We start from the raw sequence: 12,952 nt of genomic DNA on the forward strand, positions 1-12,952 counted from the left end.
TTTTTCTATGCCTTGTCTTATAATACTTAGGTGTATTTTTAAGATTAAAAGTCAAGATTTTTTAAACAAATACGCCGCTATTTTTAATCAAATCGTTACAACTTAAATGACTTATTTGTCATCAATAAGATTTGTATTTATTCATGCAATTGCACACAATATCCAGCAAATGAAAAACAGATTTAGGGAATCAAATGTCTAATAAGGGTTATAGTCGGTTCTATCGTCAATTTACGCAGAAAATTCTAGATAAAATCGTGACTCCTCAAGTCTTAGGCAATACTGAAGAATTAAAAAAAACCATACAAGATCAAACAGATAAAAAAATCATTTGCTATGTATTACAAGATGCCTCACTTAGCAATACGGTTTTAATTGATACCGAAGCAAAAGCCCGTCAGCTGCCTTCCGTGTTTGCACCTTTGAGCATTCATGAATATCAGGAAGATGATTCTATTCTGGCCTTAAATGTACCGAACTCAACCCATGAGGCCTATCATTATTCAGCGAAATTGATTCGCCTGATTGAAGCCCTGGAAAAATATCCCGAATACGATATTGAACTGGTTCCAGTCACAGTATTATGGGGACGCTCACCTGCCTATGAAGATTCCTGGTTTAAAGCTTTATTTGCTGATGCCTGGGCAACGCCTTCCAAATTAAAACAGGCCTTGAATATTTCTTTATATAGCCGTGAAAATTACATTGAATTTCACAAACCGATTTCACTTAAATTGGCTATAGAACAATCCAAGATTGAATATCCCAATTTTTCTCCGGCACATTCTGTGGTGAAGGAACTCAATAGCAATTTTAATAAATACAAAGAAGCCATTTTAGGCCCCGACTTATCTGACCGCCGTAATCTCATTAACAAGTTAATGAAAACCGAAACAGTGCAAGATGCGATTCGTAAAGAAAGCATTGATAACAAAATCAGCATGTTTGAGGCGGAAAACCGTGCCAAGGGCTATTTAACCGAAGTGGTTTCGGACTTTTCCTATTCCACCCTGCGTTTTGCCGAACTGGCACTGACCAAACTCTGGACGCAACTTTACGATGGTATTGAGGTGCATAATTTCGATACCGTGCGGGAATTGGCCAAAGAGTATGAAATTGTCTATACCCCTTGCCACCGCAGTCATATCGACTATTTACTGCTTTCTTATGTGATTTTTAACCGTGGCTTGATGGTTCCGCATATTGCCGCCGGCATTAACCTTAACTTGCCCGTAGTCGGTCAAATCATGCGTGGTGCTGGCGCTTATTTTATCCGTCGTACCTTCAGCGGCAATGAACTCTATACTTCTGTGTTTAAAGAATATTTACACAGCCTGTTATCTCGCAATACGCCTTTGGAATACTTTATTGAAGGTGGACGCTCCCGTACCGGCCTGCTGTTACCGCCGAAAAAAGGCATGCTGTCGATGACGATACAAAGTCATTTACGGGGTGCAAGCAAGCCAATTGCCTTTATTCCAACCTATTTTGGTTATGAAAAACTGATTGAAGGCACCTCTTATTTAAATGAACTGAATGGCAAGCCCAAAGAAGCCGAATCGATCTGGGGCATCTTGAGTTCAGTGCGTAAAATTGAAAAAGTCTTTGGACAGGTACACGTCAATTTTGGTGAACCGGTGTTTCTGGATCAGGTTTTGGCTGAGCATCAGGCCAAGCAAATTAAACTCAATATTCATGATGAATTGCCCCAACCGGTCATTCAAACGGTCAATCAGGTGGCCAATTCAATTCAGGAAAATATTAATAAAGCAGTAGTGATTAATCCTATTTCTTTAATTTCACTTATTTTGCTTAATGCAGATGATCATGCTTTAAGCGAAAAGCATTTAATTGCACAGATTAGCCAGTATCGTGATTTATTAAAAATGACTCAATATGATTCGCGAATGATAATGAGCGAATTATCCAGCGCTGAAATGATTCAATATGCTGAAAAATTAAAACAAGTTGAAACAGTTAACCAAAATAATGAAAAATGGGTACAAGTTGCTGAAAGTCAAAAAATTCTGTTAAGTTATTTTAGCAACAATATTTTGCATTGTTTTATTCTACCGGCATTAATTGCCATGCTCATTCATTCCTATAAAAAAATCTCCACCCATTATTTAAGCGATACCCTTAAAAATATCTATCCTTATTTTAAGGAAGAATTTTTCTTAAAATGGTCTATGGATGAATTAGAAAAAGAAATAGTATTAATTATAGACAAATTAGAGCATTTAGGCTGGATTGTTCGTCAGGATACTACCCTTTCTATTCCAGTCGATGAACAAATGCAAAAGCAGCTTTTAACTTTGGCGCATTTGTCTGCTTCTAGCCTGAATAACATGAGCATGATTGCTGCATTGCTGCAGCAGTATGCTCCGCTGCAAGCGCTTAGCCTTAAAGAACTGGAGAAGATGGGTAAAGCAGTACTGAACAAACTGTCGCAAACGAAAAAGATTCAGGCAGGATATTACTTTGACAGTGCAACTTTAAAAAGCTTTATTGCTATTCTTAAACACAATGGATTACTCAGCATTCAAGAAGACCGTTTTATTATCAGCGATGATTTTGAAGAAAAAATATCCGCTATTTTTAATTGGTATAATCCGGAAACACAGCAAGCTATTATTGAAGCCCTGCAATTTAATGAAAAGGAATTAAAAGGATTTAAACAGTCCAAGAAAATATAATCAGCATTTCCCACCCATACTCGCACCAAGATAAGGCATTTAATAAAAATTAAATGCCTTGTTTTATTTATATAAGAATATCTGATAATTACTTTCATTAAAAACCATTGAAATGGCATTTTATATAATGTATTGGATTATTCAGGCATTATATACTGCGTACATTACTGATGTGTAGTATGGAAATGCTGTATGAATACCGATCTTGAAATTGCTTCTATGCATGATGCTATTGATACCGTGGTCACGGTATTAAAATCATTAGCCAATCCAGATCGTTTACTTATTTTATGTTATCTCGCAAAACAAGAATTGAATGTTTCACAAATAGAAGAACTGACTCAAATTAATCAGCCCACCTTATCCCAGCAGCTGATGATGTTACGTAAAAGTGATGTGGTGAGCACGCGTCGTGACGGCAAACAGATTTTTTATTCCATTAAAGATCAAAAACTGGTTCAGGTACTGAATACCCTATATCAACTGTATTGTCCTAAAAATCTAATTTAATCATACTTATAAAAGAAAATTGGGAAGATATTAAAATCTTTTGACATTTCATAGTGATAACCAGATAAAGATACAAGCTAAGACAACAGTACTTTTATAGTTTTGCTTTAGCTTGTCATATTGGGTTGCAACAGCTCAAACTGTTTTAATCTTGCAAATGCATTTCCCCCTAAATATCTGATTTTATATAAATACCCCTCTATCTGGATAGGACTTTATTTTATATTCAATTTCTTTGCAATATTGACTATTCCCGTTTAAAAATAAGTACAGATTTTTCATGGCTCTGAACAGAACGCCTGGTACAGTAGGTTTGTTTTCCGGTTTTAAGAAGGTCAGATCGCTTTTGTTTTTTAAAAATAGTTCTACTTTCATGGCTATTATCTTTAGAGAAATGACTATTGATGCAAGTTGTTTAAGTCAATGCTTGATATCCATTAAGATTTTCAAATAATTATATGTAAGGAGAATCACATTTTTGTTATATTGTTTATACAAAATTAATAATCAGTATATCGATCTGATTTAAAGATTTTTGATTGAGAATCTATTAAAAATACGCGATACAATTTAAGGAGGGGATGCGATATGAGTCAAACAGCGAATTATTTAGATACTCAATCTATCTTTAATTTAATTGGACATCGCGCTGACTTAACCCTCATATTTCAGACCGTCAGTGAATGGTTAGAAGCCCGGATACCTGATTCAATGGTATCTATTATGTTGTACTCAGAGACAGAACAAACTTTGAGCCTGATTAGTGGTACCAAACATTTTTCAACCCAATATCAAGAAGCGATCAATGGTATAAAAATAGGCCCAAATGTCGGTGCTTGTGGTGCAGCAGCTTTTCACCGAGAACTGGTGATTTGTGAAAATTTAGTCACTGATCAGAACTGGAAGAATTTCAAGCCCCTGATTCAAGAAGATAATCTAAACGCGTGCTGGTCTACACCTATTATTAACGCGCAAGGAAAACTCTATGGTACCTTTGGGACATATTATCGTTCGCCTAAATGTCCAACCCCCACTCATATTAAATTACTTCGTCATGCAGCCTCTTTAATTGCCTTAAGTATGGATCTGCATGCAGAATGGCAACAAAAACTGGCTCTTCATGATAAATATCGTTCTTTCTTCACCTACCATCCGGACGCGATTTTTGAACATAATCTAGAAGGCATCGTGATTGATGTTAATCTTGTCTGTGAAGATATCACTAAATTCAATCTTGAACAGGCGCGGGGCTTACATTACTCGAAATTTATTTGTGCTGAATTTCAATCCATAGCTCAAACTGCATTCGAACAAGCGTTGAAGGGAAACAGTCAGCACTTGGAAATTCAGGCGCTAAATGCTTTAGGTGAATGTTACTGGTTAGACCTGACCTATTTACCCATTAAACAAGCTCAACACGTGGTTGGCGTATTTGGTGTCGCTCGTGATATTACAGAGCGGCGTGAAACTGAAGAAATGCTACGTCTGCTTAAACGTAGTGTCGATGCTAATCCTCTTGGAATCGTGTTAGCGAATGCCGCTCCGGATCAGGCCATTGAATATGTTAATCCTGCATTTGAAAGCCTGACCGGTTATAAAAAAGAAGAAATTATCGGTAAAAATTGTCGTTTTCTGCAAGGTCCTGATACAGATCCTAAAGCAGTTAATAAAATACATAATGCGCTTAAAGAGCAACAAGAAATCCAGATCACCTTAAAAAACTATCGTAAAGATGGGAGCTGGTTCTGGAACCAACTGATATTAGGCCCGGTTTTTGATGACAAAAATTTCTGTACCCATTTTATTGGAATTCAGCAAGATATTACTCAACAGCGGGCAAATAGCGAATATATCGCCCGTCAACAAACCCACGACAGTTTAACCGGATTAATTAATCATCATACCTTTGAAAAAATACTGGATGCCGCATTCCACATACAACCTGAGCATCATCGCCCTCTGATCGTCATGTATGTTGATTTAGATGGTTTCCAGCCTTTAAATCAAAGTTTGGGACACCTCAATGGTGATCAGCTTCTGATTGCTGTAGCAAATCGCCTGCGTCAGATCATTCCAGAAGAGGATATCATTTCTCATTTTTCAGCAGATGAATTTGGCATACTGTTGAATAAATGCAATGATTTAAAACAGGTCGCGGTCATTGCAGAGCAAATATTAAAAAGCCTGTCCGTTCCATTTGATATCGATGGCCATAAAATCCATATGAGCGCGAGTATTGGTATTGCAGATAATGAATCTCAGATAGAAAAATCTACCCAATTGCTTCATCATGCGATACATGCGATGAATGAAGCAAAAAAAGAAGGTGGAAATACCTGGCACTGGTATGCTTTTGACGCTACGCGCACACCAAAAATTGATTATGTGCTTATGCGGCATGAATTAATGGTGGCCCTAGAAGAAAAACAGTTTAGGTTAGTCTATCAACCGGTTATTGATGCTCATTCAGGCCAGTTAAAAAGTGTAGAAGCCTTAATCCGTTGGCAGCATCCACAAAAAGGTTTTATCTCTCCAGCAGATTTCATTCCATTCGCCGAAAAAACTGGTCAAATTGTAGTCATTGGCCAATGGGTTTTACAGCAAGCCTGTCAGGATATTGTTGAATGGAATCAGAAAAATGGCGCTAGCCTGAGTGTAGCCGTCAATCTTTCTCCCTTACAGTTCAAGCGCACAGGCTTTTTGCATGACTTACAAGAAACACTGGTCAATACACAGTTGCAGCCTGAATTATTAAAAATTGAAGTCACTGAAACCATGTTAATTGCAGGTGCTGACCGTTCTTTAGAAATTTTAATGGCGATTCGTGATTTGGGTATTAAAGTTTCTGTCGACGACTTTGGAACAGGATACTCCAGCCTGAGTTATTTACGTACCTTACCTGTTGATGAGATAAAACTTGATCGCAGTTTTATTGAACATTTACCTAAAAATGAGAAAGATGGTGCTATTGTAGCAGCCATTATTGTCATGGCTCATCAACTAGGATTACAAGTGGTTGCTGAAGGTATAGAAACTCAAGCCCAAGCCAAGTTTCTCAGAGAATATAAATGTGATCATTTTCAAGGCTACTATTTTGCTAAACCGGCTCCCCTTACAGAGCTCAAGCTTAATTATAAGCCTGTAGAATAAGTAGAAAAACAAATACCGTTCCACCCTCTAATAACGAATACAGTTACGTCCGCTATTTTTAGCTTGATAAAGTTTATTATCAGCCATTTTAAAAACTTCGGTCACACTGTCTGAGCTTTTAGGCCAAAATGCAATTCCAATAGATATTGTTATTGGTCCAATAGAATTGATGTTGCTTGATTCCATTGTTTTTCTTAAACGTTCCGCAGCATTGTAAGCTACCTTAGGATCTGAGGTGATCATTAATACAATAAACTCTTCCCCTCCTATACGACAACAAATGTCTCCGTCTCTGAAGTTATCATTCATAAAACTGGCCAGGGTTTTTAAAACTATATCCCCCTGATCATGGCCATAGGTATCATTCACCTTCTTAAAAAAATCGATATCAATCGCAAGAACGGCAAAATCTCTCTCTAAACTCACCACTTCTTTTAAGAAAATTTGCATCCCCCGTCGATTATATAAACCTGTCAGTGGATCGGTATTTACATGTTGACGCAATTCAGTAATCTTTTCACTAAACGTTTGAGAACTGAGCAGCAATGACGTTCTAAATTTTAAAACTTCAAAATACCAAGGGTCGACTTGTTTAATTTTATCTTGGATGTCTGGCTGATTGAGCATACTGGCCATTTTTGCCAAGCTATTTAAAGGTGAAGAAATAAAGCGCGACATTCTCCAGACAATAAAAAAAATAAATAAATAAAAAAATAAAATTCCGACCGAAACTTTTAAAAGAATCACATTGGCCTGCTTCAACAACTCTTCGGTTGGTTGCTGGGAAACTACAATCCAGTTCGTACTCGGAATGTAGGCAAAACCTGCCAAATTTTCGACTCCCCGACTATTGATTAACCGGATATTTCCCATCCGTTTATGTACCATATAGTCCAGACCCGTATTATTGACAATTTTTTCGCCAATTCTTGTCGGATCGGGATGAAAAATAATTCGATTATCCTGATCCATGACATACATATAACTTTTCTTGAAGTCATACTCGGTTGAAAGCATTTTCTGGATCAGATTATTTTTTTGTAAATAAATCGTGCCACCAATCATGCCCTGATAGTTTTTATTCTGGTCATAAATAGGTTGAGACAGGAGTACCACCAGATTATGTCGAACTGACCAATAAGGAGGAGAAATATAAGTGGTTTTATGCTTTAAGGATTCAATAATTCCCACTGTTTTATATGAAATATGGGTACTCAAATTTAAACTTTGCGGTGCAAAAGAGATGACTCTTCTTTGTTTATCAACAATCAATAAACTATTAAATTTGTTGGATTGATTTTTAAGACGCTTTGCTTCTTCTTGTATTAATTGAGGATTAGAAAAATCCTGTCCTAACAGGTCAGCACTATACTTTAACTCTTTGAGCATATCATCGAAATGTTGATCTGCACTGTTGGCAACCTTTGAAGCATATTTAGCATTCACTAACAGTGAATTTTGAATGAGTTGGTCTTTAATCACATAATTGAGAATAAATACAGAAACAATAAATAAGCACGAAACACTAACGATAGTCGAAATCAGGATCAGTTTACGAAGATTTAATTTAAGTGCCAAAAGAATCTGTTTCAAAAACCTGACCCTAAAATAGTGTGACTATATTTACATTTTATAACATATTTATTGTTAAAATTAACAAAAAATTTAATCATGAATTTCAATTTGAACCGTGCCTAGACTATGAGTCCCGCGCTTTTGTGAGTGAAAATGTTGATGACAGAATCATCATATACGCCAACACTCAAGGAATGCCCTGTGCGCTTACTTTTTAAATCCGAAAAAAGATTATCCTTTTATCTGGACTTCACTGGCTGCTAAATTTGGTTTGGCGATTGAACTTTAAGTTCTCGCTATTTTTGCACATTAAATGTCATCAAGCCCTATCTTCCTGACAAGACTTCTTAGCATTTTTTATGCATAATATATCTAAAATAGTGATTTAGTTTTAGATATGTCAGATTTAAATTCTCGCTTAACGATGTTATTACCGGCTTGGCGATGGCTGCGTACATACAATCAAGACAAGTTTAAATCTGACCTTCTTTCTGCCCTGATTGTGATTGCCATGCTAGTTCCGCAAGGCATGGCCTATGCCATGCTGGCAGGACTACCGCCCATTATGGGACTGTATGCCAGTATTCTGCCCATGATCATTTATGCCATGGTCGGGAGCAGTCCTACGCTCTCTATTGGCCCAGTCGCGATTATTTCCATGATGACTTTCGCGACCCTTAATCCCCTGTTCGAAGTTGGCTCTCCGGTTTATATACAGGCCGCCTGTCTGCTTGCAGTAATGGTCGGTGTCATTTCCTTATTGCTCGGGATTTTTAGATTCGGCTTTCTGATTCAGCTGATTAGCCATCCGGTGATCAAGAGTTTTATTATTGCCTCTGCCTTGCTGATTGCTTTAGGCCAGTTTAAATTTTTAGTCGACCTTCCGTTAAAAGCCAATAATCTTCCTGAATTTTTTTTTAGTGCCTGGCACTACCTGCGTTATAGCCATATCGAAAGTTTCATTTTCGGCCTGCTTGCCTTACTCTTTCTGATTTATCTTCCTAAAGTTTTAAATTCCAATGCCCTTCAAAGCCGGATCGGATCAACGGCTTTTGTTGTTAAAGCCTTGCCTTTGGCTTTGGTGGTGATTTCGATTGCCGCGGTGTACTTTCTGGATTTAAAAGCCGTAGGCATTAAAACCGTAGGTGAAATCCCTTCAGGTTTTCCGCCCATCAGCATGCCCTACTGGAATATGGAACTGGTCATCACTCTGTTTCCCGGTGCGGCAATGATCGCCATGATTAGCTTTGTTGAGTCTTTATCTATTGCACAGGCGACGGCATTACAGCAACGCAGTCATTTAAATAGTAACCAGGAACTGATCGCGTTGGGTTTATCCAATTTAAGCGCGGGCTTAAGTTCAGCATTTCCGGTTACCGGTAGCTTATCGCGCACGGTGGTCAATGCGGATGCCGGTGCTAAAACGCCGCTGGCAGGCGTGATGTCATCATTATTTATTGTCATGGTTAGCCTCTATTTCACGGCTTTTTTCCGTGACTTGCCTTTGGCTATTCTGGCTGCGACCATTATTGTTTCAATCTGGAAACTGGTCGATTTCAATCCCTTTATCGACACCTGGCGCTATTCCAAAGCAGATGGCATTGCCATGTGGATTACCTTCTTTGGCGTGCTCTGTATCGATATCTCCACCGGATTGATAATGGGTATTGTTTCAACCTTTATCCTGCTGCTGTGGCGGATCAGCCGTCCACATATTGCCGTGATTGGCCTGGTGGAAGGCACTCAGCATTTTAGAAATGTACAACGCCATCAAGTACTGACTTCAAACAAAGTCCTGTCTATGCGAATTGATGAAAACCTGACTTTTTTAAATGCCAATACCTTTAAAGGGTTTTTAATTAATGCGATCAGTCAGTATAAAAATCTGGAACATGTGGTCATTAACTGCTCCAGCATTAGTGCAATTGATCTGAGTGCGCTGGAAATGCTGGAAGATCTCAATGCCGAGTTAAATAAACTGAAGATTAAACTGAATTTCTCTGAAATTAAGGGTCCAGTCATGGATAAATTACAGCATTCAAAACTGCTGAATCAGTTAAGTGGCCAGATTTATCTGACTCATTTTCAGGCCATGCAAGAACTTTCACCAGAAGTTTTTTAAGATGATTGAGATACTTATTGCAACACTCTATTTCTCGTGGAGATATCTAAAATAGTCCCGGATATCTGCTTGGTCTGTTCATATAGAATTTAAAATTGATTGAAATTGAATGCTTAAACATAATACAGCACAGTAGAATGATCAGAAGCATTTGTATTATTTGAATATTTAAAAATCGGCAAAAATTTTATTAAAAAGTAAAAATATCAACTTTAAAAATAGACAGTTATTTTTTATAGGGCAATTATTTTTTAGCAAGATCATTTTTTAGGTATAAAATGCCACTCATCTATGTGATTTTTTTAGTCCTCGTATTTGTAACAAGGCACTTTTATGTTCTCTGCTTTAATGCGTTTGAGTTTAGTCTCCCGAATTATTATCGCCATTATTTTAGGTATTGGCGTAGCTGTTTTATGCCCAAATGTGGCTCCTTATTTAAGCCTGTTGGGTGACTTATTTATTAAAGCACTTAAATCTGTTGCGCCTATTTTAGTTTTTGTTCTGGTTTTATCTTCCATTGCCAATTTCAAAGTAGGTCATAGTGCCAAAATCAAGCCCATTATGCTGATGTATGCTGTGGGTATGTTCCTGGCTGCATTAAGTGCCGTAGTTGCCAGCATGATGTTTCCAAGTACCTTATTTTTGGATGTTCCTACGCAAACTGACCTTCAGGCACCAGATAGCCTGGTTCAGATTTTAAAAAATCTGCTGCTCAGTTTTATCGCAAACCCGGTGGTTGCCATTAGCGAAGCAAACTTTATTGGTATTCTAGCTTGGGCGGTTGCTTTAGGTGCTGCTTTCCGTCATTCATCTGACAGTACGAAAACCTTTTTAACCGATGCCGCAACTGCTGTGAACCAGGTGATTCGTCTGGTGATTAACTTTGCTCCAGTCGGTATTTTTGGTCTGGTTGCAGTGACCTTTGCTGAAGCCGGTTTAAGTACTTTTGAAAGCTATGCACAATTGTTGGCGGTATTGATTGGTACCATGTTTTTTGTGGCATTGGTGGTCAATCCCATTATGGTGGCCTTTGTTACCCGTGCGAACCCTTATCCATTGGTGCTTCAATGTGTGCGCGAAAGTGGCATTACTGCGTTCTTTACCCGTAGTTCAGCGGCCAATATTCCTGTCAACCTGGATTTGGCAAAACGCTTAGGCGTGAATGAATCTACAGCAAGTGTTGCAATTCCTCTAGGTGCTACAATTAACATGGCTGGTGCTTCGGTAACGATTACCGTACTTACTCTAGCTACTGTGAATACTTTGGGCATTTCGGTCGATTTCACCACCATGCTGGTTTTATCGGTACTTGCGACCATTTCAGCCTGTGGTGCTTCTGGTGTTGCGGGTGGTTCTTTATTGCTGATTCCTGTTGCTTGTGGCCTGTTTGGGATCAGTTCAGATATTGCTATGCAAGTTGTAGCCATCGGTATGGTGATCAGCGTATTACAGGATTCGACCGAAACTGCATTAAATTCTTCAACAGATGTACTATTTACTGCTGCTGTTGATCGCGGTTTAGAGTAAGATAGTCATTATTAAGTATTTTTTTATGACGTTATGCCTTTTCAAACTTTACCGCTCTGGGTTCAATTAGGTGCTTTTTTTCTTGCAGTCAATGCAGGAATGATTAACGTTCTCGGACTGGTGACCGTGCTGCATCAGTCCGTCTCGCATATGACCGGAAATGTCAGCATGTTGGCCATGGCTTTACTGGATTGGCAACCTGAACACATCCTTTACTTATGCCTGGTTATTCTATGTTATGTGACCGGTTCATTTTATAGCGGATTCATCCTCGGAAACAGCCAGTTTAAGTTAGGAAGCCGCTATGGCTTACCTTTAAGTCTGGTGGCTTTTTTTATCCTGCTGTGTTGGTTTTTGCTTCCCTACTTCCCGCGTTATGCCTTACTTTGGGCATGTGCTGCCATGGGCGTACAAAATGCTATGGTGAGTCATTACAAGGGTACTATCATCCGGACAACGCATCTATCTGGCGTTTTGACGGATTTGGGTTTAGCTTTAGGCTATATGTTACGTGGCTTAAAGGTAGAGCGTAGACGCATTATTCTGCACTTGCTCATTTTAGTTGGATTTTTCCTGGGCGGTTTGCTTGCCAGCGTGATTTATCCTTATTTAAAATTAAATGCCTACCTTGTTCCAGCGATGTTAACTGGGATACTTAGCTCAATTTATTGGGTGATTTATTATCGTTATCGGCAGACTCAAGAGTAATATCGGAATTTATTATGGTCAAAAATGCATTACAGGCTCAATTGCTAAAAGCGGGTTTAGTTGATAACAAGAAAGCTAAAAAACTGTCCAAACAGGCAATCCATGAGCAGCGTACCGGTCAAAGCGATGAAGCGGAATTAAAAGCCAAAATCGCACAGGCTCATCAAGAAAAGCTGGCGAAAGATCAGGCTTTGGATTTAGAAAAAAAACGCCTGTTACAAGGTAAAGAGCTCAAAGCTGCCATTGTGCAAATGATCAACCAGCACAAAATTAAAGAGATTGATGGTGAGGTGGCCTATCAGTTTATCGATGACAATAAAGTCAAAAAGATCTATCTCAATCAGCAGATTTATAATGCCTTGGTGGCGGGTTCATTAATCATTGCCAAAGAAGCCGAAAGTTACGCTGTTTTACCCAAAGCCTTGGCTGAGCGAATTAATGACAAAATGGAAGGCTTCATTATCGTCAACAATTCTGAACAGAATGAACAAACCACAGATGAAGACGATCCATATGCAGCTTATGTGATTCCAGATGATTTAATGTGGTAAGACCTTCTTGCTAAAAAGCTCCTGATTGGGGCTTTTTTTAATATCAGACCAACTAAATTTACACTGCTTTGACGTAGTAAAGATGCAAACCTATATATACAAAACAGTATCAT

General features: G+C 38.3%; 9 protein-coding genes and 1 pseudogene. 7 read left to right on the forward strand and 3 right to left on the reverse strand.

The features are described from left to right. Positions 1 to 194 precede the first annotated feature (194 nt). Positions 195 to 2,696 carry a glycerol-3-phosphate 1-O-acyltransferase PlsB gene (plsB, locus tag B9T29_RS09430; RefSeq protein WP_086175680.1) on the forward strand — a complete coding sequence of 834 codons (2,502 nt, stop codon included), beginning with the start codon at positions 195 to 197 and terminating at the stop codon, positions 2,694 to 2,696. 192 nt (positions 2,697 to 2,888) lie between these two features. Next, positions 2,889 to 3,206, forward strand: a complete 318-nt coding sequence (locus B9T29_RS09435) for an ArsR/SmtB family transcription factor (RefSeq protein WP_086175681.1) — start codon at positions 2,889 to 2,891, stop codon at positions 3,204 to 3,206. A 48-nt stretch (positions 3,207 to 3,254) separates the two neighbouring features. On the opposite strand, the pseudogene B9T29_RS16560 reads toward B9T29_RS09435, so the two are convergent. Both B9T29_RS16560 and B9T29_RS09440 read right to left on the reverse strand, forming a co-directional pair. Next, positions 3,255 to 3,397 (reverse strand): annotated as a pseudogene (locus tag B9T29_RS16560) (IS5/IS1182 family transposase); the annotation flags it as partial. Beyond that, complete coding sequence (locus B9T29_RS09440; RefSeq protein ID WP_086175682.1) at positions 3,390 to 3,581, reverse strand: hypothetical protein; 192 nt, start codon at positions 3,579 to 3,581, stop codon at positions 3,390 to 3,392. The gene B9T29_RS09440 and the pseudogene B9T29_RS16560, both read right to left, overlap by 8 nt. Positions 3,582 to 3,794: 213 nt before the next feature. On the opposite strand from B9T29_RS09440, the gene B9T29_RS09445 reads away from it, so the two are divergent. Next, positions 3,795 to 6,356 carry an EAL domain-containing protein gene (locus B9T29_RS09445; RefSeq protein ID WP_086175683.1) on the forward strand — a complete coding sequence of 854 codons (2,562 nt, stop codon included), beginning with the start codon at positions 3,795 to 3,797 and terminating at the stop codon, positions 6,354 to 6,356. 27 nt (positions 6,357 to 6,383) lie between these two features. Here B9T29_RS09445 and B9T29_RS09450 read toward each other — a convergent pair whose 3' ends face one another. Next, positions 6,384 to 7,949, reverse strand: a complete 1,566-nt coding sequence (locus B9T29_RS09450; protein WP_086175684.1) for a sensor domain-containing diguanylate cyclase — start codon at positions 7,947 to 7,949, stop codon at positions 6,384 to 6,386. A gap of 379 nt (positions 7,950 to 8,328) precedes the next feature. Between B9T29_RS09450 and B9T29_RS09455 the strand changes: the two genes are divergently transcribed. The 4 genes from B9T29_RS09455 to B9T29_RS09470 all read left to right on the forward strand — a co-directional run bounded on the left by B9T29_RS09455 (position 8,329) and on the right by B9T29_RS09470 (position 12,839). Continuing rightward, complete coding sequence (locus B9T29_RS09455; RefSeq protein ID WP_086175685.1) at positions 8,329 to 10,053, forward strand: SulP family inorganic anion transporter; 1,725 nt, start codon at positions 8,329 to 8,331, stop codon at positions 10,051 to 10,053. Between the two features lie 333 nt (positions 10,054 to 10,386). After that, positions 10,387 to 11,580, forward strand: coding sequence for a serine/threonine transporter SstT (sstT, locus tag B9T29_RS09460; protein WP_086175686.1), 1,194 nt, complete (start codon positions 10,387 to 10,389; stop codon positions 11,578 to 11,580). A 33-nt stretch (positions 11,581 to 11,613) separates the two neighbouring features. Beyond that, positions 11,614 to 12,288, forward strand: coding sequence for a YoaK family protein (locus B9T29_RS09465; RefSeq protein ID WP_086175687.1), 675 nt, complete (start codon positions 11,614 to 11,616; stop codon positions 12,286 to 12,288). Between the two features lie 14 nt (positions 12,289 to 12,302). Then, complete coding sequence (locus B9T29_RS09470; RefSeq protein WP_086175688.1) at positions 12,303 to 12,839, forward strand: DUF2058 domain-containing protein; 537 nt, start codon at positions 12,303 to 12,305, stop codon at positions 12,837 to 12,839. Positions 12,840 to 12,952: the final 113 nt, after the last annotated feature.

It is taken from the genome of Acinetobacter sp. ANC 3903 (assembly GCF_002135315.1).
In the GTDB taxonomy this organism is placed as follows: Bacteria; Pseudomonadota; Gammaproteobacteria; order Pseudomonadales; family Moraxellaceae; genus Acinetobacter.